Origin of the sequence: Arthrobacter wenxiniae (assembly GCF_013376105.1) — a bacterium.
Lineage (GTDB): Bacteria > Actinomycetota > Actinomycetes > Actinomycetales > Micrococcaceae > Specibacter > Specibacter wenxiniae.
The window spans coordinates 150,286-176,882 of record NZ_JAAMFM010000004.1; the positions used below are offsets into that span (position 1 = coordinate 150,286).

The window sequence follows — 26,597 nt, forward strand, 5'->3', positions numbered from 1 at the left end:
GCAGTTCAACACTTCCCGCTATTCTGTCCGTCCCCCGTCTTCACGCTTCCCTGCAGGCGCGAGGAGAACTACGGGGTAGTCGTTCATGATGTCAGCCACTGCTGCCTCGCCCGGACCAAAGGTCCTGCCGGTCAACTCATCCGTCATTTCCGCGTCGAGGGTGATGACGGTGTCCTGCCAGCCGCCGTCTTGATCCAGGCGTCGCGGCAGCCGGGTCACCAGCGTCAACGCCCCCCGGCCCGGTCCGCTGCCACGATCGAACCCGAGCAGGTGCACCGCGGCCGCACCCTTCGCCGCAACAGGCGCGTAGCCGGCGAACAGCCCGGGACGGTCGCGGCGCAGCCGCAGCGCCCGTGAGGTGACCAGCAATTTTGCCGCATCGGACCTGGGCGACCCAGGATGCCCACCCGAGTCGAGTGCCTGAAGTGCGCGCCGGCGGGCGGCAAAATCGACGGGCCTGCGGTTGTCCGGATCCGTCAGCGACCGGTCCCAGAATTCGGTGCCCTGATACACATCCGGCACCCCTGGCATGGTCAGCTGCACAAGCTTCGCCGCGAGGGCGTTGGATGCCCCGTAGGGCTCCAGCAGTGAAACCAGGGAATCCAGTTCCCGACGCACGTCGTCGTCGTCGAAGGCGGCGTCGACGGCGGCGGCAACTTTCGCCTCAAAGCCGGCGTCCGGGTCGGTCCAGTTCGTCGAGTTGCCCGCTTCCCGTGCCGCCTTCTGCGCGTAGGACTGCAGCCGTTCCCGGGCCGCCGGCCAGACACCCGCGACGGACTGCCACAGCAGGTTGGCAAACGGGCCGTCCGGCAACGGCGCCAGCTCCTGCAGCCTGTCCAAGCTGCGCTGCCACTCCGGCGCCAGCTCGGCCAGCACCGAGATCCTGGCCCGGACATCCTCGCTGCGCTTGGTGTCGTGGGTGCTCAGCGTCGTCATGGACAGCGGAATGGCGGCCAGCCGGCGGCTCATCCGTGCGTGGAATTCTTCCGGCTCGAGGGCGAACTCGGTCGGATCGGCCCCCACTTCGGTGAGACTCCCCAGCCGGGTGTACCGGAAAAACGCGGTGTCCTCCACGCCCTTGGCCATGACCATGCCGGAGGTCTGCTGAAAGCGCCGGCCGAGCTCGCCGCCGTCGTCCGGCCCTGCGTGCAGCAGGAGCGGGAGCAGCACGTTCACCGCAGCCTCCAGTGCGGGGCGACGGCGGGCCGCGGCCGTGCACGCTTCCCTCAGGATGTCCCGTCCGTGCGGCAGATAGGTGCGGTAGACAGGCATCGCGGCAATGATTTCAGAAAGTGCCTCGGCCGAGTCCTCCAGGCTCAGGCCGGCACCGGAAGGCACCAGGCGGGCCAGCCGCAGCACTTCCGAGTGCAGGATGCCGTCGGTGACCCGGCGCTTGGTGCCGTGGATCATCTGCCCATAGTTGGCCGGTGCGCCGCCGCGCAGCCTGGCGTCCAGGGCGTCGAGCCCGGCCTGGCCGCGGGCGTCGACCAGGACCCGGTCCACGTCCGCGAGGGCGTCGTAGCCGGTGGTTCCCTCGCACTCGAAGGCAGCCGGGAGGGACTCCCCCGACTCGAGAATCTTCTCGATCAGCAGGTAGCGCCCGCCCGTGGCCTCGCGCAGCCTGCGAAGGTAGCCCTCCGGGCAGGCCAGGCCGTCCGGATGGTCAATCCGCAATCCGTCGACGAGCCCTTCCCGGAACCAGCGGAGGATCTCCACGTGCGCGCCGTCGAACACCTCGGGGATTTCCACGCGGATGCCGGCAAGCGAATTGACGGCGAAGAAGCGCCGGTAGTTCAGCTCGTTGTCGGCACGGCGCCAGCCGATCAGTTCGTAGTGCTGGCGTCCGTGCACTGTGCGCGGGTCGTCGCCGCTTGTGTAACTGCCCGCGGCGAGCGGGAAGCTGTGCTCGTGGTACTTCAGCTCTCCGTCCTTGACCTCCAGGGCATCCACGTCGGGGTCGCTGCCCAGGATCGGGATCCGGACGCGGCCGTTGCCGGCGTCCCAGTCGACGTCGAAGGCCTGGGCGTGGGGCGAGGCCCTGCCTTCCCTCAGGAGGGACCACCACCACGGGTTTTGCGACGGGGTGGCCACGCCCACATGGTTGGGGACGATGTCCACGAGAATCCCCATTCCCGCCTCGCGGGCCGCCCTGGAAACAGCCAGCAGTCCCTCGGGCCCGCCACGCTCGGGATCGACGGCGGAAGGGTCCGTGACGTCGTAGCCGTGGGTGGAGCCCCTTTCGGCCGTCAGGATGGGCGAAAGGTAGAGCCAGTCCACGCCGAGGGACTTCAAGTAGGGGACCGCCCCGGCGGCGTCCCAAAGAGTGAAGTCCGCGCTGACCTGCAGCCGGTAAGTGGAAACAGGGGTCCTCACGGCGACGTGGCCCCGGCCGTTCCGGCTGCCGCGTCCGACGGCTGGGCCGCCCCGGTCTCGTCGGGGGCCCCGCCGTCGGCGGTGTCCTCGTCGGAAGCCATGGCGGCCATGGACGCGGCGGCGGAGTAGTCCACCTGGGTCTCCGGACCCGAGGACGCGCGCAGCACGACGAGGGACTTCGCCGCCAACGTGAGCACGGATCCAGCCTTGAGCAGTCCGGCGTCGTCGCCGTCGGCGGTGTCCACCAGAATCTCCCAGAACGGCGAATATTCCTCCCCCGGGAGCTGGAAGTCCACGCCGTCAACGTGGGCGTTGAAGCCCATGAGGAAGCTGTCGTCGGTCATCCGCCGGCCGCGGGAATCCTGTTCCCGGATGCCGTCCCCGTTGTAGAACACGCCGATGGTCCGGCCGAACCCGCTGTCCCAGTCGTCGGGACGCATTTCCGTTCCGTCGGGCTTGAGCCAGACGATGTCCTGAAGCTCTTCGCCCTCGCCCCGGAGTACGGGACGGCCGTCGAAGAAGCGGCTGCGCCGGAACGTGGGGTGGTCGCGACGGATCTTGTTGACCATGGCGGTGAATTCCACCAGCGGCTGGTCCATGGCGTCCCAGTGCACCCAGCTGAGCTCGGAGTCCTGGCAGTAAGAGTTGTTGTTGCCTTGCTGTGTACGGCTGAGCTCGTCGCCGTGCAGAAGCATCGGGACTCCCTGCGAGAGCAGGAGCGTGGCGATGAAATTGCGCTGTTGGCGGGCACGCAGCGCGAGGACGGCGTCGTCGTCGGAGTCCCCTTCCACGCCGCAGTTCCAGGAACGGTTGTGGGACTCGCCGTCGTTGTTGTCCTCACCGTTGGCTTCATTGTGCTTGTCGTTGTAGGACACGAGGTCGCGCAGCGTGAACCCGTCGTGGGCGGTGACGAAGTTGATGGACGCCACGGGCCGCCGGCTGGAACTTTCGTAGAGGTCCGCCGAACCCGTCAGACGGGAGGCGAACTCGCCGAGGGTGGCCGGTTCGCCACGCCAAAAGTCACGGACGGTGTCACGGTACTTGCCGTTCCATTCGCTCCACTGCGGCGGGAAGTTGCCCACCTGGTAGCCGCCCGGTCCAACGTCCCACGGCTCGGCAATGAGCTTGACCTGGGAGACGACCGGGTCCTGCTGGATCAGTTCGAAGAAGGTCGAGAGCTTGTCGACGTCGTAGAACTCGCGGGCCAGAGTGGAGGCGAGGTCAAACCGGAATCCGTCCACATGCATCTCCGTCACCCAGTACCGCAGCGAGTCCATGAGCAGTTGCAGGGAATGGGGGTGCCGGACGTTGAGTGAATTCCCGGTTCCGGTGTAGTCCATGTAGTGCTTCAGGTCGTCGTCGACCAGGCGGTAGTAGGCTGCGTTGTCGATGCCCTTGAACGACAAGGTGGGGCCCAGGTGGTTGCCTTCGGCCGTGTGGTTGTACACCACGTCTAGGATGACTTCGATGCCCGCCCGGTGCAGGTCCCTGACCATGGCCTTGAATTCCTGGACCTGGTGCCCGGCGTCGCCATCCGAGCTGTAGGTGTTCTGGGGTGCGAAGAAGCCAATGGTGTTGTACCCCCAGTAGTTGTTCAAACCCTTCTCCACGAGAGTGCCGTCGTTGACGAACTGGTGAACGGGCATGAGCTCCACCGCCGTGATTCCGAGCTTTTTGAAGTGCTCGATCACGGCAGGGTGGGCGACGCCGGCATACGTTCCGCGCTGCTCCTCCGGGACCTCCGGGTGCAGCTCGGTCAGCCCCTTGACGTGGGCCTCGTAGATGACGGTTTCGTGGTAGGGAATGTGCAGTTGGCGGTCGCCGTCCCAGTCAAAGAAGGGGCTGATGACCTCGCTGTACATCGTGTGCGGCGCCGAGTCGGTGTCATTGCGGGAGTCCGGATCGCCGAATTCATAGGAGAAGAGCGCAGGGTCCCAGTCAATTTGTCCGTGAATGGACTTGGCATACGGGTCAAGGAGAAGCTTGTTGGCATTGAACCGTTGGCCATGTTCAGGCTCGTAGGCTCCGTGCACACGGTAGCCGTATTTCTGCCCCGGCTGGACCTGCGGCAGATAGCAGTGCCAGATGTACCCGTCCACTTCAGTCACTTCGATGCGCGTTTCCGAAAGGTCGTCCGCCAGGAGGCACAGCTCCACCCTTTCGGCCTGCTCGCTGAACAAGGAAAAGTTGGTGCCGGTGCCGTCAAACGAGGCTCCCAGCGGGTATGCGTTTCCGGGCCAAACTTCCATGGGTCCTCCTGAGGCTGCTGCTGTTGAGGTCGCGTCGCGGGCACCGGGGCGACCGACACCCAACACCACGAACGTTGATACCAACCCTACTCACCCGGGCCGGAGCTTGGTGCGATTGCCGTGAGTCGGTGGGCGTGGCGTCCTTTCGCGGAAGGCCTGTCCTGGGGAATTTGTCCGGGGTGAGCGGCAGGTCCCGGCCCCTGATCCCCGTCGCGTCGATGGGACGCGTTCTCAGTCGCCGCCGGGCGTCCCAGCGACCCGGGCCCCGCCGGTGTCCGGATCCACCCCGGCCTCGGCGAACTGGGCGCCTGTCCTGCCACGACACGAACCCCGGTTTCACCACCAGCCGCGATGTCCCGGATCGAGAAGACAATGTTCACGTAGGCGCCTCGGCGGCACAGGTTTCCGCTCATGCGTTTTGGCTTGCACCGATCCCACAAGGTTGTTATCCAGCGCCTCATGCCTGGGCATCGGTGGTTGAGTCTTCGGGTGGGTAGGTGACGGTCGTGCCGTGAACGCGTGCGAAGGATCGCAACACGTGCGGTGTCGCCTTCTTCTCGGTCATGATGTCCAGCACCTTGATGCCTCGTACCGTCAGGGCATCCGCAATCATGGACCGGTGGCAGCGCCATGGCACGGCTTCCGCGCACATGATCGCCACATCGTTGTGTTGTGCCCGCTCCACCAAGTCATCGATGGCCTCGGCGAACTCACTTGTCTGCATGTAATCGGCGTAGCCCTGAAACGATTTGTTGCGCCAACCTCCGTTCGGGCTGTCCTTGCGCACGTGACGCAGGCCGCCCAGCGCCTTCGACCGGCGGTAGGTAAGGCCTGCGGCCCGCAGACTGGCAGCCACCGCATCCTCCATGAATTGAGGATTGTGCGCCGACTTCGGAATCGTGCGCACGTCCACCAGTTTTTTCACCCCGTGCGACTTCAGAAGGGCGATGAATTCGTCGATCGGATGCGTCGAATGTCCAACGGTGTAAATCGTGGTGTCGTTCATCCAGCAACAGTACCGAACCCAAAATCGACAACCAACAATGGCAGAAAAGGGGTGTGACTTGCAGCAGCAAATGGCGGTGTTTTAGCAGCGCTAAATGTCATTCTTCTGCTGCTGGGCCGCTGGAGCTCTCGGTAGGCGGTGGCAGGGGAAACGTCGAACAGTTCTGCCAACTCGTTTTAGGTGTGGGTGCGGCCCGCGTGAGCGGCGCGTAGGTGCCGCTGCTTGGCGGGTCTGAGATGGGGTTGGTTCCGCGGAGCCTGCCTTTTGCTTGTCGCAATTGCCGACCCTTCAAGGGTTCGCAACCGGATAGGGTCCGCTTCGAGTTCTGCAACCATGCCGAGGGGCGTTGGACAGGAGCCGGCGCACCGGGCGGCAATATCATAGATCGATCCACCCTCGTTGACCGGCCAGTGACTGAACTTTTCGGACTTCTTCGGCTATGAGGGCTTGGGTCGTGCGCGGACGTGCATCCGCTCGCCCTGCTGTCCAAACAGGCTGATGAACTCGACGGGTTTCCCGTCGGCGCTGGCGAACCAGTGGGGTGTGTGGGTGTCGAATTCCGCGGCTTCACCGGCGCGGAGTTCAAAGTCTTTGTCGCCCAGCACCAGACGCAATCGGCCGTTGAGGATGTACAGCCATTCGTAACCCTCGTGAACGCGCGGGTCGGGCTCCGCCCCGCGGGCATCACCGGTGAGCACCATCTTGAAGGCCTGCAATCCGCCAGGGCGGCGCGTGAGAGGAACAGCGGTCATGCCGGCATGCGTGATGGGCCGGAGATGGATTCTGGGATCCCCGGTGGGCGGGGCGCCGACCAGATCATCGAGGGGAACGCCATACAGCCTCGCGAGGGGAAGCAGGATTTCCAGGTTTGGCTTGCGTTGACCCGATTCGAGGCGGGACAGGGTGCTCACTGACACCCCGGATGCGGAGGACACATCCCCGAGGGTGAGGTCCCGTTCCGCGCGGAGTGCCCGAAGCCGGGGGCCAACCGCTCCGAGGACGTCATCAAGCTCATTTGCCATACCCACAGTTTGCCATAACAGCAATAGAGTTTGCCAATTCCCCTTTTTGCGGTGGAAGGTGGTGGAACCGCCGAATGTTGCTGGCGGCAAACTTCCAGACGCAACGAAGGACAAATCAGTATGGACGCCACTCGGTATGACGTTGTAATTATTGGGGGCGGCGCTGCGGGACTCAGCGCCGCCACGACGCTGGGCCGGGCGCTACGCTCGGTGCTGGTCATCGATTCCGGGACACCCCGCAACGCGCCAGCGGCGGGTGTCCACGGTTATCTTTCGAGGGACGGTATAAGCCCCGGAGAACTCCTGTCCATCGGGCGCGGCGAAGTGCTCTCCTACGGAGGAACGCTCACCGAGGGTGAAGCCGTTTCGGCACGGCGGACCCCCGAGGGATTTGAGGTGCTTCTCGGAGATGGCCGCCGGTTCTCCTGCCGACGGCTCCTCGTCACCACCGGCTTGACCGACGAACTGCCGCCGATCGACGGGCTGCACCAGCAGTGGGGAAGGGGGGTTGTGCACTGCCCCTACTGCCATGGCTGGGAGATCCGCGGGCAACGGATTGGAGTGCTGGGCACCGGCCCCCTCTCGGTCCATCAGGCACTGCTGTTCAGGCAATGGTCCCCGGACATCACCCTGTTCCTCAACGACACGGTGGAACCCACCGACGAGGAGTGGGGCAAGCTGGCAGCCCGCTCTGTCACGGTCGTTGACGGTGCCGTGGCTACTGTGGACGCCGTCGATGGTGACCTCACCGGGCTCACACTTCGCCAGGGGCGTTCGTTCGAGCTGCAAGCGCTGGCTGTCGGGACACGGATGGCGGCCAGATCCGCGTTACTGGAATCACTCGGACTAACGTCCCAACTGCATCCGTCCGGAGCCGGACGGTTCATCGAGACCGACGCGACGGGTGCGACCGCCTTATCTGGAGTTTATGCGGCGGGCAACGTCTCCAACCTAATGGCCCAAGTGATCACCGCGGCGGCCGAGGGTGTCATGGCCGGCGCAAGGATCAACGCCGACCTCATCGAAGAGGAAACCCGGTGGGCCGTTGAGGGGCGCTTCGGGGTCTTTTCGGCCGCCTCGGAAGCAACGGTCTCTAAAATCGTGCTGGGTCAGCGACGCCATGGCCTCGACCTTGGGCCGAGCGCCGCCGGCCTGGGCTCTGCGGCCACGGCGGAAAGGTGAGGGGCATGGATCACCAGCACCCCACGATGCGGGACCACGACCACCGAACCCACCAGCGATAGGACGGCCAGGACCAGCACCGCGTCCTCGATCTCGACGCCGAGGTGTTCGGCGACCTCGCAGCCGTTCTGGACCTGGCCGGAGTGACAGCTGCGCGCAGCGTCGCCGACCCCGCCCTGCTCCTGTCGGGGGTGCGCCGGGCGGGGTGCTGCTGGAGCAGCGCTGTCACGCCGCTGCCGCGGCCGAGGGGTGGAACTACCACCCGGACTGGGCGCCGGTCATCGAGGCCGCCGGGTTCAGCGTCACCCAATCCGAAGTAACAACGATCACACCCGCAACCCCGGCTGCACGGGAATACGCCCAGGAATGGTTCGCGCGCTTCTCGCACCTGGCGGCCCTGACCGCCGACGACCGCGACGCCGTGAAAGAACTACTGAAACGGTTCCCGGACCACCCGGAGCTGGCCCCCGCACCACCCGGACCGTCTGGGTTGCCACCCCCGACCAGAACCAGCAGCGCCCCTGAGTCAACTCTTCCCCACGCAAAACCCGCATGAAGAGTTCAACTCCGACACGTCCCAGAAATCAACAGTTTTTCAAGACACGGCCATCGTGTCGATGAGGGTGCCGTCATCTTCGTAGTGTGTCGCGTTGGCGATGTCGCGGCCGGCAATGTAGCCGAACGTCAGCGCCGGCCCCAGATTGATTCCCCCGGCGGGGTAGTGCCCGCCCATGACCGAGGCCTGATCGTTGCCCGCGACGTAAAGACCCTTGATGGGCTGGCCATCGTTGTCCAGGACACGGGAGCGTGAATCGGCCGCGAGGCCCGCGAAGGTGCCGAACGATCCCGGGACAATCCTGACGGCGTAGAAGGGTCCCTTTTGCAGGGGCCGCAGCGAGGGGTTGGGGGTGTTCTTGGGATCGCCCCCGTAGCGGTTGAATTCGCTGGCCCCCCGATCGAAGACGGGGTCGATGCCCTTCCGCGCGTTGCGATTGAATTCAGCGACCGTCGCGGCGAGCCCCTGCGGATCAATCCCGCAGGCTGCTGCCAATTCCTCAAGGGTCTTGCCCTTCTTGAGGTACCCGGAGCGCAGGTACGGGTAAAGCGGCACGGGCAGCGGCTTGGCCATCCCCAAAGGGAACTTACGGACGAACTCCGCGTCGGCGATCTGCCAGGCCTCCACCGGTTCGCCCTCAGGGGTGGCGTTGAGCAGGCCTTCGACGTAGTCGTAGTAGCCATTGGCCTCGTTGACGAAGCGCTTGCCGTCCCGGCGGACGCCGATGCTGCCGGGCTTGGCCCGGTCCATGATGTGCGGGAAGGTTCCGGTGCGTCCGTTGCGGTACGGCACCAGGGAGACCGGGCACCAGGCGGCCGGGGACTCGACATCGGACTCGAAGCGGGCTCCTACGGCTTGGGCCATGGTGATGCCGTCACCGGTGGTTTCCTTCGGCGCAAGTGTCCAGTGCTCAGTGCCGGTGGGGGTTTTGGGGAACAGCGCCTTGCGGCGGGAGACGTCGTTGGGGAAGCCGCCGGCGGCCAGGACGACGCCGCGGGATGCGTTGATCTGCAGCTCGCCTTCCGGGGAACTTACGACTGCGCCCGTCACCTTCCCGGACGCGTCCGTCAGCAGGTGCTTGGCTGGCGTGGAGACGCGGATCTCCACGCCCAGGTCATCGGCGGATTTCAGCAGCCGGCCCGTGAGCGCGGTGCCGTTGACCAGCTGCATGTTCCGCCGGTGGGTGAGGAGGTCCAGCACATGGAATGCAACCCGCCAGCCAGCGTGGAAGATGCCCCGGATGTTTCCTTGGGAGGCGGAGAGGAATTTTGTCAGGTCCGGTCCTGCCATAATGCCCATCCCCAGGAACGAGGTTTCGTAGAGCTGGTGCCGCATCTTGGCCCGGAGTTCAGGCTTGATCTTGCGTGCGTTGAACGGCTTGGGCCCCACGGACCGGTGTCCGGTGCCTGCGCCGGGAGTGCTGCCGTAGATGTCCTTGATCTTGGTTCCCGGCACAAACTGAAGGCTGGTTTTGTCCTGGAAGAAGCCGACCATATGCGGGACCGCCTCGAGGAATGCCTCCACCCTGTCTGCCTGGTAGTTCGGGCCGAGCCGGTGGCGCAGGTAGGTGCGGAACAGCTCGCGGTCCTCGTTGACGCCGTCGGCTTTGGCCAGCGGGTTGCCAGGGGTCCAGGCCCACCCGCCGGACCAGGACGTGGCGCCGCCGCAGACGTCGGCCTTGTCAACAACCACTACTTTCAGTCCGTGATAGGCGGCGGCCACGGCGGCAGACAGACCACCCGCGCCGGAGCCGACTACCAGGACATCGCAGTCCAGGCTCGGGAGGGCAGATGAAGGATTTGCTGGTGCAGTCATGTTCAGTGCTTTCTCAGTGGAAGTAGGTGTCGGAGTCCAGGCGCGGCGGCGCACCGGTTTCGAGTGCATCAATCGCGGCCATTTGCTGCCGGGTCAGGGCGAAACTGAAGACGTCCAGGTTCTCGCGTTGGCGTTGGCTGTTCGCGGACTTCGGCACCGCCACGCGGCCGTGCTGCACGTGCCAGCGCAGGACGATCTGGGCCGGTGTCATGCCAAGCTCCCTGGCAGGGCCGCGCACAGCCGCCTGCTCCAGGAAACTCCCGTTGCGGCCCAAAGGGCTGTAGGCGGCAGTGACTATTCCGTGCTCGCGGTGGTAGGCCAGTTGGGCCGGTTGGCCGTGCTCGGGATCAACCTGTACCTGGTTCAGCGGGACGGGCAAGCAGGCCTCCTGAACGGCCTGCAGGTGCGCCGGTTTGAAATTTGAGACTCCCCAGGCCCTAATGGAGCCATCGTCGACGAGGTCCTGCAGGCCTTCGCAGGCTTCAACGAATCTCCCCTGGGCGGGGTTGGGCCAGTGAACCAGGAGCAGGTCCAGATACTCGGTTCCGAGCCGGTGCACCGACTTGCGGAAGGCCTCGCGCACACCGGTCCGGCTGTGCCACTGGGTGTTGAACTTGGTGGTGAGGAACAGGTCCCCGCGGTCGATGCCGCTGCGGCGAATGCCCTCCCCCACGGCAGCCTCGTTGGCGTAGTTCTCGGCTGTGTCGATGTGCCGGTAGCCGTTGTTTATGGCTTGGCTCACCGTCGCGGCGGCGTCCTCACCCGTCAGGGGCCAGGTGCCCAGGCCGATGAGCGGTATGCGCACGTCCGGCGCGAGCTGCGCCGTCGTTAACTCTGCAGTGGTGCCGCTCATTTCACACCTGCCGCGTCAAGAGTTCCGGTCAGCCGCGCGCTGCCTGCCTGGGCCAGCACGGCGTCCACACCTGATTTGAGCAGGCGCGCCCAGCCGAGCTCGCCGAGTTCCGCCACCCGCCGGTCCGAAGGTGTCTCCGCACTGACCGGAAGGCTGGCCGGAAGTGCGGCAACCGCCGCCACGAGGCCGAACTCGCCCTCGCCGGGAACGCCCCGCTCCGAGCGGGATTCGATGACGAGCTCCTCGCGGCTGCCTGGCCGTTCCGCCGGGCCGTCGCACAACTGCAGGAGCGGCACGAGGTCTGTGTTGGCGCGCAGCTCCTCCCACTGGGCAGCGGCGCCCTGACCGTTATAGCGGTTGAAGTGCAGGGTGTCCACCACGATCCGGCAGCCGGCCTGGCGGGCGATGTCCGCGGCCTGGGCGATCGAGGCGACGGGCTGGTAGGAGATCGCTTCCAGGGTGGGGGTGATCCCGAATCCGCGGCCGTCCTCGGTCATCCGGGCCAGCGTGCCGATCAGCCGGGCGCTGTCGGGGTCGGCACCGGCCACGGTGAGGGAGCTTGCCCTCAGGGCCTGGCCCGCTTCCATCATGCGCAGCCATGCTTCGCGCTGGTCGCTGCCGTCGAGCAGCAGGAATTCGATATCCCGGACGGTCACTCCGGTGTCCTGCATCCTGGACAATGTGTCGCGGAGCATCGGTGAGCCTGGCTGGAGGTTGTAGGGGCGTTCCGTGGGCGTCACTGGGCGCACCCGGGCGCCGATGAAATCAAAGCCTGCCTGGGCGGCGATTCCCACCAATTCAGGCGGGGCGGTGTTCAGCAGGGACAGCTGGGCCAGGCCGATCGGCCTGTGCGCGTTTTCGGTCATGATTGCGCTCCGTCCAGGCACCGTTCGGTGTGTGGGGTGGCGCCTGACGTCAGGAGAGAGGCGATCCGCCGTGCTGCGTCGTAGCGGGGAGTCTTTGGGGCACGGCCGTGGCGGCCCAGTGTCTGGGGGCGGGCGGCGTGGCGTGTGTTCTGTTCCATTACTGTTCCTTAGCCCGCAACCTGTGCGAGGGATCGTGTGCTTTCAGGCAGCCGGTCAAAGCGGACCGGGAGACCCGTGCGGGATGATTCGTAGACCGCCAGCAGTATGCGCAGGGCCTTCGTCGCGTCCTGGCCGGTGACCGCCGGTTCCCCGCCGTTCCTGAGGGAATGGACAAAATCGCGGACCTGCGCGGTGTGGTGTGGGATGAGCTGGCCGTTGATCGCGGTGAGGCTGACGTTCGGGTCAGTTCCTTCGGGATAAGCAGGTTCGGTGCTGATGGCTCCGTCAACGGCCCACAGGTCCACGCGTCCGTCGCTGCCTTCCGGGAATTCGGTCAGGGAAGCGGAGGCCCCGCTCTCCCCCGTGACCCGGATCTGCACGCCCAGGCTGGGAGACACCGCCGTCGACGCTTCCAGGGTGGCCATGGCACCGGAGGTGAAGGTGATGACGGCGGTCGCTGAGTCTTCGACCTCGATGTTCGCGCCGTGCTTGTAGGTGTTGATCTTCCCGTAGAGCTCGGCCACGTCCCCCATGAACCACTGCAGCAGGTCGATGTAGTGGATGGCCTGGGTCATCAGCACCCCGCCACCGTCGCCGGCCCAGGTCCCGCGGCAGGCGTCGCGGGAATAGTACTCCGATTCGCGGTGCAACATCACCGAGCACTGGCCCATGATGGGCCGGCCCAGGGTGCCATCGTCGATCGCTGCGCGGATCCGCTGGGCTGCCGGCCAGAACCGCCGCTGGAAGAGGACGCCCAGCTTCACGCCGGCGTCGTCGCAAGCTTTTAGCATGCGCTCTGCGGACGCCAGTTCAGTGGAGATGGGCTTCTCGCAGAGCACGTGGACTCCTGCGGCAGCGGCTTGGAGCACCACATCCTCGTGGGTGGGGTGTGGGGTGCAGACCGAGATGATGTCCAGGCCCAGGCCCAGGAGTTCCTGGACGGTGGTGACTGCTGCAGGGATTCCCCAGGCTTGGGCGGTTTCCTGGGCGCGTTGGAGGTCGATGTCGCAGACCCCCACGATGACGGCGTCGGTAAGGGCGCGGAACGCCTCCAGGTGGTTGCGGGAGATCGCCCCGCACCCAGCGATTCCGATGCGAAGGGGGCGTGAGGTGACAAGTGACGGGGTGATCATCAACGGGTGCCATCTTTCTGGTGCTGGTAGGAAATTGTGCTGCGGTCCGGCGGAGGCTGGTGCGGGCTAGTAGGTGGCCCGGCCGCCGGACAGGTCGAAGACGGAGCCGGTGGTGTAGGAGGCCGCCGGCGAAACGATGAATTCGATGAGGGCGGCCGCTTCGGCGGGTGTGCCGAACCTGCCCATCGGGATCTTGGCGGCCTGGGCCGCCTGCTGTTCTTTCGGCACTTCGGCGAAGAGCGGGGTCACCACATTGCCAGGGGCGAGGGCATTGACGGTGACTCCGGACAATGCGAACTCCTTGGCCAGTGACTTGACCAGGCCCAGGATCCCGGCCTTGCTGGCAGAGTAGGCGGGCATATTGACCACGCCTTCCTTGCCCGCCGTCGAGGAGATATGGAGCAGCCGTCCATAGCCTGCCTTGGCCATCCCCGGCAGGACGGCCTGCGAGACAATGAACGCCCCTGTCAGGTTGATCTTCATGATGCGTTCGAAGTCTTCAACCGATGTGGCGGCTGCCGGGGCGACGGGGCCCAGGATGCCGGCGCAGTTCACCACGGCGTCGAGCCCTCCCATCTCCAGGGCCGCTGCAGAGACGGCCGCCGCAACCGATGCCGGGTCGGTGACGTCCATGGCAAGCGATGAGCTGCCCGGTGCTTTGGGCCAGGTGCCCGGGCGCAGGTCAGCGCCTACCACCGTGGCGCCGGACGTCCTGAGGCGTGCCGCCGTCGCGCGCCCGATGCCGCTGGCTGCTCCGACCACCAGGCAGCGGGACTCGGCGATGGTGCTCGGTGCCTGGGAACCCATCTAGCCGACTGCCTTTCGAAACGTGGCCAGCATGCGCTCGGCATCGGCGGGGATGCCCGTGAAGAGCTCGAAGGCGGCGGCTGCCTGCCCCACGACCATGCGTCCGCCGTCGAGGACGGCGCAGCCCTTGCCGCGGGCGGCCTTGATTAGCCCGGTTTCGAGCGGCCGGTAGATCACGTCCGCTACCCACAGCCCGGAGTGGATCAGGTCGGGATCCACTGGCATACCGGGGTGACCTGTCATGCCGATCGGCGTTGAGTTCACCAACCCGTCGGCTTCCCGGATGCTTCCGGCGAGAGCATCCGCCCGGGTCACCGACAGTCGGCTGTCCGGAAAGTGCGGGGCCAGCCGGGCGGCCAGGGCCTCGGCTCGGGCCGGCTCGATGTCGGCGATGACCAGGTGCCGGGTTCCGGTGCTGAGGAGCCCGAAGGCCACCGCCGCACCGGCTCCTCCCGCGCCGATCTGCACCACGGAGTCAGTCGCGGCCGATGGGAGGCCGGCCTTGAGGCCGCTGATGAAACCGGTGTGGTCCGTGTTGTGCCCCACTGCCTTGCGGTCGTGAAAGGTGATGGTGTTGACGGCCCCGAGGATCCGGGCTTCGGGTGAAAGCTCGTCCAGGCCGTCCTGGACCAGTTGCTTGCTCGGGTGGGTGACGTTCAGTCCGTCGAATCCGAGATCGGCTGCGTACCGAACCAGCGCCGCGGACCTTTCGGCAGGTTGTCCGATGGCGTCCAGATCGATGACGCGGTAGGTGTAGGCCAGGCCCAGTCTGTCGGCTTCCGCTTCGTGCAGGCCCGGGGTGAGGGATCCGCCGATACCGGAACCGAGCAGGCCCACCACGAACCGGTGGTTGATATCGGCTTCACGCGGCCGGAACATCTGGGTGCCTGCCAGGGTTTGCTGACTCATGCCCGTGCCTTATCGGCAACTGCGCGGGAAGCGTCGTCGGCCGTGCTGGACTGCCGTGTTGCCGGCTCCGGGGTAACGGACGACGGCGCGTGGTGACGTGGGTCGGATTTTTTCAGTCCCAGCAGGGCCGTCGGGGTCTTGAACGACTCGGGTGCAAGCAGGGCTGCGACGGCGGAGATGACGCAGGCCACGGCCGCGAATGTTGCGACAGGAACCCAGTTGGATTTGTCGCCACCGATCAGCAGCTCGGAAATGACCGGTGCGAATCCTGCCAGCAGGAGTCCGAACATGAGGCTGATGGCCATGCCGGAGTAGCGGACCTTGACCGGGAACTGCTCCGGGAAGAATGCGGGGTAGATGGCGTTCGACCCGCTGTAGGCAACGCCGATCAGAAGGATGCCGGTCACAAAGATCAGCGGAACATTCGCCGCCGACAGGGCCGAGAAGAACACGAAGATCATCGCCATCTGCAGCACCAGACCGGTGACGAAGACTGGTTTACGCCCGATCCGGTCCGCGAGGATGCCGGCCAATGGACCCATGGCCACCGCGGCGAGGTTGGCGACGGCGATGACTGTCAGCATGAGGCCCTTTTCAACGCCGACGACGGACGTGGCGTAGGACAGGGCGAAGACGTTGATGATGGTGTTGATGATGGTAAACAGCGACATGGCGGTGACGCGGAGAACGGTGACCCAGTGGTGTCGGAACAGGGTGACGAGGGGAACCTTGACCACTTCGTCGTGCTCCTTGACTTCGGCGAAGACCGGGGGCTCTTCCAGGAGGCGGCGGAGCACGACGGCGATGATTGTCACCACGGCGCTGGCGAGGAACGGGATGCGCCAGCCCCAGGCCAGCAGCTGGTCCTCGGGCATGGATGCCACGGGAATGAACACCAGCGTGGAGAGCACGATGCCGAACATGATGCCGCTCATGGTCCAGCTGGTGTAGAAGGCGCGCTTCCTCTCCGGTGCGTGCTCGAGCGTGAGGGAACTTGACCCCGGAGATTCGCCGCCGGCGGAGAGGCCCTGCACAAGCCGGAGGGCCACAATGAGCATCGGCGCTGCCATTCCAATGTCGTTGTACGTGGGAAGGCATCCGATCAGGAAGGTGGATGAGCCCATGAGCAGCAGGGTGAGGAGCAGCACCCGCTTCCGGCCGAATTTGTCGCCAAGGTGTCCGCAGATCACTGCGCCGAGCGGGCGGGCAATGTAAGCGACACCGACGGTTGCGAAGGACAGCAGCATCGCGGAAGGACCGGGAGCGAAGAACAGCTTGCCAAAGATCAGCGCCGCCGCCGAGCCGAAGATAAAGAAGTCGTAATACTCAAGTGCGCTGCCCACAAACCCTGAAACTGCTGCGATCTTCGCATTGTTCTTGGGGCGTGCTGGCGCTGATGTCGACACTGACATGGTGTTCCCTTCAGGTAACGGGACCGTCCCGGGGCTCTTGGGGTGGGCCGGGCTGCGAAACGGCTTGCCGCGCTATGCGGCTTCTCCCTCCAGTGTGGCTGCGATCACTTAGCTTGTCCACGACTAAAATGATCTATCACTATGCTGCAATTCGACTATATCGAGTGGATGATTAGTTGGGGATCTTGGGAAAGATCTCCTCGACAACGGCCAGCACCGCCGCCAGCACAGCGGAGTCGTTTTCCTCGGACCACGCGATGGCGTGGTTCATGAAGTGCTGCGGGGGATCAAGGGCAACGTACGTTGCGCCGGAGGGTATGATCCCGGCTATCCCGCTGCTCATGAGGGTCACGCCCACGCCTGCGGCCACGAAGGTCAGCACCATGTAGGGATCGGAAAGCTCCTGGACGACGCGCGGCCGGAACCCGGCGGCCATGCAAGACGCGAGCAAGACTTCCGTCATGGAGGACGAGCCGTCCAGCGGCGGGGCAATGAAGTCGTCCCCCGCCAGGCTCTGCAGCGGTATTGACGACTCCCGGGCCAGCCGATGATCCAGTGGGAGCAGCGCCCCGATTTCCTCCCGGGCAATCAGCCGGGCCGCAACGGAGGGCACCGGGGATTCCGGCATGCCGACGAAGGCGAGATCAAGGGTGCCTTTAGCAACGCTTGCCAGCCCATCCGCGGTGCGTACCCTGCTGGTGAGGTCCAGTTCGATGTCCGGGTGCTTGCGCCGCAAGGCGCGGGTGAGGGGCGGGAGGGTCAAGTGGTTCACCGCTCCGGAAAATCCAATTCTAATCTTGCCCCGGATGCCCGCTACGTCCGCCTGTGCTGCCTCCCGGGCCAGGCGCATCTCCTGGAGCACGCGGTAGGCCCGCGGCAGGAGGGCGTGGCCGGCGGGCGTCAATGCCACGCTTCGCGTGTTCCGCTCAAAGAGCCGCGTTCCCAGGTCGGACTCAAGCTTCCGGATCGTCTGGCTCAGCGGGGACTGTGAAGTGTGCAGGCGCTGAGCAGCACGGCCGAAGTGCAGTTCTTCGGCCACCGCAACGAAGGCTTCCAGCCAACGGATCTCTGTCATGTCTTCAGAATGTACCCTGTACCTGAACATCGAACCGACAGGGGCTCTGGATTTCAGGGATTACCCCACCGGACCGGCACAGGGATCTTGCGTCAATCGAGGCATTTCGTGCCGTCGCGGAGGAACTCCACTCCGGCGGGGCCGCCAGCCGCCTGCGCATGGCAAAGTCCCCACTGAGACAGACCATCAAGAAGCTGGCAAATACCTCGGCGCTGACCCGTTCGAGCGCAATACCCGGGCCGTTTCACTGACGGCCGCCAGATTGTCATTCCTGCCGCATGCCCGGAACACCCTCGAGGAACTGGACCTTGCCCGCCGCGCGGCCACGACCGAGAGTGGCACGTCTTACGGACGCCTGGGCGTTGGTTTCTCGGGCGCGCTGAACCTCCTTCACAACGGCTCCCTCGCACTGTCCTTCGCAGGCCTACCGGTGGGCGTGCCCTCCCTGGCAGCGAGCCGTATCGGAATTCAACCCAGCGTGGCTTCCAGCGCCGAACGATTCCGGTGATGCCAGGCACTCCCCCGCCTCAAATTGGCGAAAGTCCATTATCGGCGTCCGAAGATATGCAGGGGAGCGCCTTCAAATGCGCCTGGGCCGGACCTCCTCCGCGGGTCGGCTCGGCCAAAGCCCACGGTTTGGAAATGGCCACAGGGCACCGTCCTCGGACGCGGGCGTCGGCGGTCCAACGACCGATGCGCCGCTCGGGACTTACCTCGTCAAAAACCAACGGCCCCGAAATGATCTGCTGGCGCCAGGTTCCCCGTCCCGGTACGACCGCGGCATGTCGGTCCAGCGCGCCAGACCCGGACTATTCTTGTTTTGCACATAATCAGTAACCTAATTAGTCATAGACTCTACATTGTATGGCGCCCATAATGAGATGTACATACAGCACGGGACGCACACGGATGTGCGCGAAGGAGAAACATGAAAACGCCCCTGTCGGACAATTGGGATCAGGAAGTGGACCTTTTGGTGCTCGGTACTGGAGCGGCGGGGCTTTCAGCGGCGTTGACCGCCGCGGCCCAGGGCACGGAAGTCCTGGTCTTGGAAAAAACCGAATTCCTCGGGGGAACCACCGCCTACTCGGCCGGGACGTGTTGGGTGCCCAACAACCGGTTCCAGCGTGAAGACGGAATCCTGGACGATTACGACCGCGCCGCACGCTATCTGGATGCCGTGGTGAGCGGCAACGCCCCGCGTGAAGGCTGGCTCGCCTATCTGGACGCCGCGCCGAAGATGCTGGACGCGATGCATGACCTCGGCGTCACCTTCCGCCGCTCCCCTGCCGTGGTCGACTACCACTCCGAACTGCCCGAGACTGGTAAGACCGGACGCGCATTGGAACCGGACCCCTTCGACGGGCGCCTGCTGGACAAGGCCGACTTCGGCCGTGTCCGTCCGCCGGTACCCGAGTTCGCTCTTCTGGGCGGGACCCTGATGTTGCGCCGCGCGGACGTGTCCGTCTTGCTCAAGCTCTACAACGGCTCGCTGGCTGAGCGTGGCAAGGCCGTGGCCCTGGCTGCGCAACTCGGCCTGCGGTGGGCCCTTGACCGGCTCACCCGTCCGCGAGGCACGCGTCTGGTGATGGGCAACGGGCTTGTGGCCCGCATGTTCCACGAATCGCGCAAGCGCGGGGTGGAGTTCCTTTTCGGTGCGCAAACCACCGAACTGCTTAAGGACGGGGACCGTGTTGTCGGTGCGGTGGTTGTGCACAACGGCAGGCGCCTGCGCATCCGCTCCCGCCAAGGCGTGGTGCTCGCCGGCGGCGGCTTCGCCCAAAACGCTGAAATGCGAAAGAAATTGCTGCCTTCCCCCACGCCGCTCTACTCGCGGGCCGGGGAAGGGTCCACCGGAGACACGCTGGCCCTGGCCAGGGAGGCCGGTGCCACGCTGGCCAGGGATGACGGGGAAAACGCACTGTGGTTCCCCAGCTCCATCGGACGACGAAGGGACGGTTCTCGCGTGGTCTTCCCGCACATCTGGGACCGCGCCCGTCCCGGCGTGATCGCCGTGGACTCTAACGGCTTGCGCTTCGTGGACGAATCCTGTTCCTACCACCGATTTGTGCGGGCCATGTTCGCCTCCCCGGACGCCGCCGCGGTGCCGGCCTGGCTGGTCGTGGACTCGCGGACCTTGGCAAAGTACGGGCTGGGCATGATCACGATGCCCCACCTGCCGCGTGCGGCGCTGCGGCGCTACATCAAGGACGGTTATCTCTACGACGCCAAGACCCTCACCGGCTTGGCGGCCCAAATCGGCGTGGACGCGGCGGGCTTGGAGTCGACCGTGCAGCGCTACAACGGATTTGCCGCCACCGGCGTGGATGAGGACTTCCACAAGGGCGAGCTGCTCTTCGGTCAGGTGGCCGGGGATCCGGACCATGGGCCGAACCCGAACATCGGGCCGCTGCTGAAGGCGCCCTTTTATGCGATGGCCGTCGTGCCCACACCGCTGGCCACCGCCTACGGGGTGCTGACCGACGGAAATGGGCAGGCACTTGATGCCGAGGGCAAACCGGTGGCCGGACTCTATGCCGCTGGAAACGACGCCGCGTCGGTCATGGGCTCGGAATACCCCGGCGCAGGCGTGCAGGTCGGCTCCGGCATGACCTTCGGCTGGCAGGCGGCCCGCCACGCGGCCGCCACAGCCCAGGCCGCGGCCAGTCTGGAGGAATCTAAGGCAATCTAGTGCTCGGGAGCGGGAGTAACGGGAATCCGGTTGCTGGAGGCCGTTGTTGCGGCGTCAGGAAGTGCCCTCCGCCGATTCCGTGACCCGGTTGTGCACGGCAGGGCAGCTGCTCAGCCTGACAACCCGCAAGCCGCAAGCCGGAACACTCTACGGGTGTCGGACTGTTCCACGCAGCAGCCGCCCGGTGGAACTGACGGCCGCCGGAGATGCCCTGCTCCCGGCCGCTGGAGGAATCCACTCACGGGTAGGCAGGAGCGCCGGCAGCCTCCCCGCGCTCTGGTACCAAGCGCCTGGTTTCCCTATTAGCCCCAGGAACGCCCGGGGGCGGGACACTCCCGCCGTCGGGCGTTCCTGGGGTGGCGGAGTTAAAGAGCGGATCCCTCCCGGCCGGATTCGCCGCTGTCTGTTTGCTTGGCCCTCGATGGCTTGACGGAGGGTCGCTCATCGGTGTCGAAAGTGCGGGCGTGCAAGTATTTGACGACTCCCGTCCCATGAACCAATTCCACATTTTGGCAGGACAGGGGGGCCTTTGGGGCGGTGACTGCGTTCACACGCTGGAGCCAGAATTCCTTTTTGGATGGTTTGCTCCCGCAGGTTTCCTGTTCGATGCCCCTGCCATTTCGACAAACCACCGCCGCCCACGGGTAACCTTGAGCCATGGCCTCATCCACACCCACCGTCGCGACGCGATGGGAACCCCTGCCCCTGCGAGTCGTGGCGGAGCTGCTCGGGCCGTCATCGGCGCGTTGGTGGTTGTCCGGAGGGGTGGCGCTCGACCACTGGCTCGGCACTGACACTCGCGGGCACGACAATATCGATGTCAGCACGACGATCGCCGACCTGCGTCAAGTGGTGCAGGACTTGCCGGCGCCGTTTAGCGCGTGGGCTCCGTCGGGCGACGGCGTTCTCCGTTGGGCAGAGGCTGATATGGATGCCGATCTGCAGCCAATCCGTATCCATGATGACGCAACGGGCGCATGGGTACTACAGGTCAACATCGAGGACGGCACGGATAGCGCCTGGGTTTATCGACGAGATCCCCGACTGCAGCTGCCGTGGGATCGTGCAGTGATCGACGTCGACGGCATTCCGACCGGAGCTCCCGAGGTGCAGCTGGTCTGGAAGGCGCTGCGTCCCCGTCTGGAGGACGACGCCGACAAGGATGCGGTTCTACCGGAGCTCTCCAACGAAGCCCGCGCCTGGTGGGAGCACGCGATTCTGACGATCCACCCGCACTCGTCATGGTCGATCCATGTGCGTAGCCCGTTCGCTCCGGGCAAGGCCAGCTGGAACAGGACGAAACGCTAGCGCTCCGCTTGGGCCCGCCGGCGATAGGTCCACTGGCTACGCCGGGTCCCACCGTCCCCACCGACCTCTTCAGTCACGCCGATGCAGCGTGCGCGGCCCGTCCGATTTTGAGACGCCCGCAGACGCTGATGACTACGACTTGTATTCATCCGCCGCAACCGCATCAAGCACCAGCGAGCGGAACCATCGCTGCGCCTGCGAGAGGCTGGCCTCGCGCCGCGTGTACAACTCCACTGGTGTGCTCTGCCCGGGCCAGGGCAGCTCGGCGATGCGAAGGCGGGGAAACCAGCCGCAGAACACCCCCGCTACATGCCGGGGCAGCAGGACGACCAGATCCGTCGCCTCGAGCACGGCGGGCACGGTGCCGTATTCCTCCATGGTCAGCACGACCTGGGACATCAAGTCGTGTTCGGTCAGCGCCTGCAAAGGATAGACGTGCCCGCCACGGGCGGAGACCCGCACAAAGCGCCTCCCCTCGAACATGTCAGGCCCGGTCGCGGGCAGTGGATGCGACCCGGACGACAGAGCCACGTATTCGACCGAACGCACGTGCGTCCTCCACAGCCGCGGTGTGGCGATCCGCGACACGGTCAACGCCAGATCGATGGTGCCGCGGATCAGCCCGCTCTCGACCTCGTCCGAATCGAGCCGTTCCACCTGTATTCGCGGATCGGCGCCGACCCGGCCGAGGGCGGTCATGATCGGTGGGAGGAACGTCTGCTCGCCGATCGAGGTGAGTCCGACGACGAGTTCGCCGCTGAATCCGGTCGGTTCGAACACGTCCGATCCCATGACGGTCGCGTCTATTTGTGCCAAGGCGTTGTGTAGGGGCCCAAACAGTTGCGTCGCCTTCGCGGTCGGCACCATGTCGTTCCCCTCGCGACGGAACAGCTCGTCGCCGAACCGCTCCCTGAGCCGCTTCAGGGAATAACTGACCGTGGGCTGTGTCACGTGCAGTCGCCTGGCGGCGCCCGTGACACTGCGCAGCTCGTAGAGCGTGACGAATGTCCGGAGCAGGTTGAGGTCTGTGAACGTCATGACATAGATCCTATCGATGGCTCTGTCTTTGCATATCTATTGGACCACAGTGGCGAACACGCCTAAAGTCAGTTTGGGGCAGCACTGAACCAACGAAGTGCAGCTGCTCTCACACCGCTTACACTCAGTGACAAGGACGACACGCGTGATTATCGACATCCACGGCCACTACACCACAGCTCCAACACAGCTCGGAGCCTGGCGTGACCTGCAGATCGCATTCACTGAAGGACGCGCGGACGCTCCTGACCCTTCGACCCTGCGCATCGGCGATGACGACATCCGTGAGACCATCGAGGCCAACCAGCTCAAGCTCATGAACGAGCGCGGCAGCGACGTCACCGTATTCAGCCCTCGTGCCTCGTTCATGGCGCACCACATCGGAGACCTCGCTGTGAGCGAGACCTGGGCCCGGATCTGCAACGACCTGTGCGCCCGCGTCAGCGAGCTCTACCCCGAACGCTTCCTCATGGGGGCGATGCTCCCCCAGTCCCCCGGTACGGATCCCGCGACGAGCGTCGCCGAGCTTACTCGTGCCGTCGAGGAACTCGGCGCCGTCACCGTGAACCTCAACCCCGACCCGTCCGGCGGCAACTGGACGTCCCCGCCGCTGACCGATCGCTCGTGGTACCCGATCTACGAGAAGCTCGTCGAATACGAGATCCCGGCGATGGTGCACGTCAGCACGTCGTGCAACCCGGCCTTCCACACGACCGGAGCGCACTACCTCAACGCCGACACCACCGCGTTCATGCAGTTGCTCCAGGGCGATCTGTTCCGAGACTTCCCCGAGTTGAAGCTCGTAATCCCCCACGGCGGCGGCGCCGTTCCCTACCACTGGGGGCGCTTCCGTGGTCTCGCAATGGCGCTGGGCAAGCCCGTAATCGAGGAGCACCTGCTGAACAACGTGTTCTTCGACACCTGCGTGTACCACCAGCCGGGCATCGACCTGCTCACCAAGGTCGTCCCGACCGAGAACATCCTCTTCGCGAGCGAGATGATCGGCGCCGTGCGCGACGTCGACCCGCGCAGCGGACACTACTTCGACGACACCAAGCGGTACGTCGACGCCACCACGAACCTGAACGACGCGCAGCGCGCGCAGGTGTTCGAAGCCAACGCCCGCCGTGTCTACCCAAGGCTTGACCGCGCCCTTACTGCGCGCGGACTCTGAGAGGACCATCAAATGCGACTGAACACCCTCGGCATCGTGCGCACCAACATCGAACGTCCGGATCCCACGGACGTCAAACGGCTTTCGCAGTTCGGCGTCGCCACTATCCACGAGGCGATGGGGCGGGTCGGGCTCCTGCGCCCCTACATCAGGCCGGCCTACACCGGCGCCAAGCTCTGTGGTCCGGCAGTGACCGTGCTGCTACAGCCTGGTGACAACTGGATGTTCCACGTCGCCGCCGAGCAGGTGCAGGAAGGCGATGTGATCGTCGCCGGCTGCACCACCGAAAGCGAGGACGGCTTCTTCGGTGAGCTGCTTGCCACCTCGCTGACCGCCCGCGGCTGCAAGGGCCTGGTGATCGACGGTGGTGTCCGCGACGTCGCCGATCTGGAGAATATGGATTTCCCGGTGTTCTCCCGCGCTGTCAACGCCAAGGGCACGGTCAAGGCCACCCTCGGATCGGTGAACGTCCCCGTAGTGGTCGCGAACGCCGTGGTGAACCCTGGCGACGTGGTCGTGGCCGACGTCGACGGCGTCGTGGTTGTCCCGCGCGAGCTTGTCGGAGCGGTGGCAGACGCCAGCCAGAAGCGCGAGGATAACGAGGAAGCCAAACGCGTGAAGTTCCGTGAGGGCGTCTTGGGCCTGGATATCTACGGCATGCGAGGGCCGCTCGCCGCCGCCGGCCTCGAGTACGTGGAGAAGTGACCATGGCGCACGGAGACACCACGGGAGGCTTCGAGAAGTCCGCCGGCTGGCTCGACTGGTACGACGGCCCCACCAAGCCCACGTTCCGCCTGCCGGCCGGCGCGGTCGACGCGCACTGCCACGTGTTCGGGCCCGGGGAGCGGTTCCCTTACGCCCCCGAGCGGAAGTACACCCCGTGCGATGCCTCGGCGGAGCAGCTCTTCGCGCTGCGCGACCACCTCGGCTTCGACCGCAACGTGATCGTCCAGGCGACCTGCCACGGCGCCGACAACCGGGCACTGGTCGATGCGCTGCAGCGCAGCGGCGGCCGCGCCCGCGGCGTCGCCACGGTCCGCCGCGACGTGACCGAGGAGCAGCTGGCCGGGCTGGACGCGGCCGGCGTCCGCGGGGTCCGGTTCAACTTCGTCAAGCGCCTCGTCGACCGGGTGCCCACCGACTCGCTCGAGGAGATCGTCGGGAAGATCGCGCCGCTCGGCTGGCACGTGGTCATCTACTTCGAGGCCGAGGACCTGCCGGAGCTCTACGACTTCTTCTCCGCGATCCCGACCGACGTCGTCGTCGACCATATGGGCCGACCCGACGTGTCCAAGGACCCGGACGGCCCTGAGTTCGCACTGTTCCTGCGCTTCATGCGCGAGAACACCAATGTGTGGACCAAGGTCTCCTGCCCAGAGCGCCTGTCCGTCACCGGCCCGCACGCTCTCGACGGCCAACAGCACGCCTACACCGACGTGGTGCCGTTCGCCCGACGCGTGGTCGAGGAGTTCCCCGACCGCGTGCTGTGGGGAACCGATTGGCCCCACCCCAACCTCAAGGACCACATGCCCGACGACGGGCTGCTGGTCGACTACATCCCACGGATCGCGACGACGCCCGAGCTCCAGCAGAAGCTGCTCGTGGACAACCCGCGCCGCCTCTACTGGCAAGAAGGAGCATGACATGGCACTCGACAAGCCGTACAAGGACGTTCCCGGCACGATCATCTTCGACGCGGAGATGGCCCGCAAGGGATACCACCTCAACCAGTTCTCGATGTCGCTGATGAAGCCCGAGAACCGCAGGCGATACCTGGCCGACCGCGAGGCGTACCTCGATGAGTGGCCCCTTTCACCCAAGCAGCGCCAGGCTGTGCTGGACATGGACCTCAACGCCATGATGGCCGAGGGTGGCAACATCTACTTCCTGAGCAAGATCGGCGCCACGCACGGCCTGAGCTTCCAGCAGATGGCCGGCTCCATGACTGGCATGTCCGAGGCCGCCTACCGCGACATGATGATCGGCGGCGGACGCCGCCCCGAGGGCAACCGCCTCAAGGACCTCGACGGCTGGGTCCCGCCGGGGCCGCGCGAGAAGTCCGCGACCATGCGCGGGAACGCCCCGGCGAAGTACACGTCGGCGCTGTTCACCTCGCATGTCCCGGCCATCGGTGCCGCGATGGACCTCGGCAAAACCGAGGAGCCGTACTGGAAGAAGGTGTTCTGCGGGTACGAGTGGACCCGAAAGTGGGCCAGGGAGAATACGCCCGACGTCGTCATCCTCGTCTACAACGACCACGCCACGGCCTTCGACGCCTCGATCATCCCCACCTTCGTGCTCGGCACCGGGGCAGAGTACCCGGTCGCGGACGAGGGCTACGGCCCCCGCCCTGTGCCCGACGTGAAGGGCTACCCGGAGTTCGCCGCGCACATCGCGCAGTCGGTCATCCAGGATGACTTCGACCTCACCCTGGTCAACGAGATGGTCGTGGACCACGGGCTCACCGTGCCGCTCTCGCTCGTCTTCGGCGACGTCGAGGAATGGCCATGCAGGGTCATCCCGCTGGCCGTCAACGTGGTGCAGTACCCGGTGCCTTCCGGCCGCCGCTGCTACGAGCTCGGCAGGGCCCTTCGCCGCGCCCTCGACAAGTGGGACGGCCCGGAGCTCAACGTGCAGATCTGGGGCACCGGCGGCATGAGCCACCAGCTCCAGGGTCCGCGCGCCGGCCTCATCAATGAGGAGTGGGACAACGCGTTCCTCGACCACCTCATCGCCGACCCGCTTGGCCTGACCGAGTGGGATCACATGGAGTACGTCGATGAGGCGGGCTCCGAGGGCATCGAGCTCGTCGACTGGCTGATCGCGCGCGGCGCGATGGACGACCAGTTCGGCGGCGAGGCGCCTTCTGTTGACCACCGGTTCTACCACGTGCCCGCGTCGAACACCGCCGTCGGCCACCTTGTTCTCACGAACCCGACCGACTGACCGCATCCGCAACAAAGGAGCC

The 26,597-nt window shown here is 65.6% G+C and carries 20 protein-coding genes; 7 read left to right on the forward strand and 13 right to left on the reverse strand.

Annotation, left to right across the window (positions count from 1 at the left end; translation table 11 throughout):
• Nucleotides 1-18 precede the first annotated feature (18 nt).
• From treY to G6034_RS04985, 4 genes are all read right to left on the reverse strand, one after another.
• Complete coding sequence (gene treY / locus G6034_RS04970; RefSeq protein WP_176633987.1) at nucleotides 19-2,373, reverse strand: malto-oligosyltrehalose synthase; 2,355 nt, start codon at nucleotides 2,371-2,373, stop codon at nucleotides 19-21.
• A complete protein-coding gene (gene glgX / locus G6034_RS04975) occupies nucleotides 2,370-4,622 on the reverse strand; it encodes a glycogen debranching protein GlgX (RefSeq protein ID WP_176633988.1) in 2,253 nt (750 codons plus the stop codon). Before glgX ends, treY begins: the two co-directional genes overlap by 4 nt.
• 457 nt (nucleotides 4,623-5,079) lie before the next feature.
• Complete coding sequence (locus G6034_RS04980) at nucleotides 5,080-5,628, reverse strand: DUF488 domain-containing protein (RefSeq protein ID WP_176633989.1); 549 nt, start codon at nucleotides 5,626-5,628, stop codon at nucleotides 5,080-5,082.
• 437 nt (nucleotides 5,629-6,065) lie between these two features.
• Entirely contained in the window at nucleotides 6,066-6,650 is a 585-nt protein-coding gene (locus G6034_RS04985; protein WP_176633990.1) for a helix-turn-helix domain-containing protein, read from the reverse strand.
• A gap of 120 nt (nucleotides 6,651-6,770) precedes the next feature.
• Between G6034_RS04985 and G6034_RS04990 the strand changes: the two genes are divergently transcribed.
• Nucleotides 6,771-7,832, forward strand: a complete 1,062-nt coding sequence (locus G6034_RS04990; RefSeq protein WP_176633991.1) for an NAD(P)/FAD-dependent oxidoreductase — start codon at nucleotides 6,771-6,773, stop codon at nucleotides 7,830-7,832.
• Between the two features lie 595 nt (nucleotides 7,833-8,427).
• On the opposite strand, the gene G6034_RS04995 is transcribed toward G6034_RS04990, so the two are convergent.
• The 8 genes from G6034_RS04995 to G6034_RS05030 form a co-directional block, all read right to left on the reverse strand.
• Nucleotides 8,428-10,203, reverse strand: a complete 1,776-nt coding sequence (locus G6034_RS04995; protein ID WP_176633992.1) for an FAD-dependent oxidoreductase — start codon at nucleotides 10,201-10,203, stop codon at nucleotides 8,428-8,430.
• A gap of 13 nt (nucleotides 10,204-10,216) precedes the next feature.
• Nucleotides 10,217-11,056 carry an aldo/keto reductase gene (locus G6034_RS05000; RefSeq protein WP_176633993.1) on the reverse strand — a complete coding sequence of 280 codons (840 nt, stop codon included), beginning with the start codon at nucleotides 11,054-11,056 and terminating at the stop codon, nucleotides 10,217-10,219.
• Nucleotides 11,053-11,922 carry a sugar phosphate isomerase/epimerase family protein gene (locus G6034_RS05005; protein WP_176633994.1) on the reverse strand — a complete coding sequence of 290 codons (870 nt, stop codon included), beginning with the start codon at nucleotides 11,920-11,922 and terminating at the stop codon, nucleotides 11,053-11,055. Before G6034_RS05005 ends, G6034_RS05000 begins: the two co-directional genes overlap by 4 nt.
• Nucleotides 11,923-12,089: 167 nt before the next feature.
• Nucleotides 12,090-13,214 (reverse strand): Gfo/Idh/MocA family protein, encoded by a 1,125-nt coding sequence (locus G6034_RS05010; protein ID WP_176633995.1) that lies wholly within the window; start codon nucleotides 13,212-13,214, stop codon nucleotides 12,090-12,092.
• Between the two features lie 66 nt (nucleotides 13,215-13,280).
• The gene (locus G6034_RS05015) at nucleotides 13,281-14,021 is read right to left on the reverse strand and encodes an SDR family NAD(P)-dependent oxidoreductase (RefSeq protein ID WP_176633996.1); all 741 of its coding nucleotides are present in this window, start codon (nucleotides 14,019-14,021) and stop codon (nucleotides 13,281-13,283) included.
• Nucleotides 14,022-14,930, reverse strand: a complete 909-nt coding sequence (locus tag G6034_RS05020) for a shikimate dehydrogenase (RefSeq protein WP_176633997.1) — start codon at nucleotides 14,928-14,930, stop codon at nucleotides 14,022-14,024. It abuts the gene before it with no gap.
• Nucleotides 14,927-16,342, reverse strand: a complete 1,416-nt coding sequence (locus tag G6034_RS05025; RefSeq protein WP_246295304.1) for an MFS transporter — start codon at nucleotides 16,340-16,342, stop codon at nucleotides 14,927-14,929. The genes G6034_RS05020 and G6034_RS05025 overlap by 4 nt, the downstream gene beginning before the upstream one ends.
• Nucleotides 16,343-16,514: 172 nt before the next feature.
• Nucleotides 16,515-17,417, reverse strand: a complete 903-nt coding sequence (locus G6034_RS05030; RefSeq protein WP_176633998.1) for a LysR family transcriptional regulator — start codon at nucleotides 17,415-17,417, stop codon at nucleotides 16,515-16,517.
• A gap of 928 nt (nucleotides 17,418-18,345) precedes the next feature.
• Between G6034_RS05030 and G6034_RS05035 the strand changes: the two genes are divergently transcribed.
• Nucleotides 18,346-20,109 (forward strand): FAD-dependent oxidoreductase, encoded by a 1,764-nt coding sequence (locus tag G6034_RS05035; RefSeq protein WP_176633999.1) that lies wholly within the window; start codon nucleotides 18,346-18,348, stop codon nucleotides 20,107-20,109.
• A 714-nt stretch (nucleotides 20,110-20,823) separates the two neighbouring features.
• Nucleotides 20,824-21,417 (forward strand): nucleotidyltransferase domain-containing protein, encoded by a 594-nt coding sequence (locus tag G6034_RS05040; RefSeq protein WP_343037937.1) that lies wholly within the window; start codon nucleotides 20,824-20,826, stop codon nucleotides 21,415-21,417.
• Between the two features lie 132 nt (nucleotides 21,418-21,549).
• On the opposite strand, the gene G6034_RS05045 is transcribed toward G6034_RS05040, so the two are convergent.
• Complete coding sequence (locus tag G6034_RS05045; RefSeq protein ID WP_176634001.1) at nucleotides 21,550-22,455, reverse strand: LysR family transcriptional regulator; 906 nt, start codon at nucleotides 22,453-22,455, stop codon at nucleotides 21,550-21,552.
• Nucleotides 22,456-22,600: 145 nt separating this feature from the next.
• Here G6034_RS05045 and G6034_RS05050 point away from each other — a divergent pair, with 145 nt between their 5' ends.
• From G6034_RS05050 to G6034_RS05065, 4 genes are read left to right on the forward strand one after another with little or no spacing between them, the layout of a single operon-like run.
• Nucleotides 22,601-23,629 (forward strand): amidohydrolase family protein, encoded by a 1,029-nt coding sequence (locus G6034_RS05050; RefSeq protein ID WP_176634002.1) that lies wholly within the window; start codon nucleotides 22,601-22,603, stop codon nucleotides 23,627-23,629.
• 12 nt (nucleotides 23,630-23,641) lie between these two features.
• Entirely contained in the window at nucleotides 23,642-24,334 is a 693-nt protein-coding gene (ligK, locus tag G6034_RS05055) for a 4-carboxy-4-hydroxy-2-oxoadipate aldolase/oxaloacetate decarboxylase (protein WP_281375404.1), read from the forward strand.
• 2 nt (nucleotides 24,335-24,336) lie between these two features.
• Nucleotides 24,337-25,272: an amidohydrolase family protein gene (locus G6034_RS05060; protein ID WP_176634003.1), complete on the forward strand. Its 936-nt coding sequence runs from the start codon at nucleotides 24,337-24,339 to the stop codon at nucleotides 25,270-25,272.
• Nucleotide 25,273: 1 nt separating this feature from the next.
• Nucleotides 25,274-26,575, forward strand: coding sequence for a protocatechuate 4,5-dioxygenase subunit alpha/beta (locus tag G6034_RS05065; protein ID WP_176634004.1), 1,302 nt, complete (start codon nucleotides 25,274-25,276; stop codon nucleotides 26,573-26,575).
• Nucleotides 26,576-26,597 lie beyond the last annotated feature (22 nt).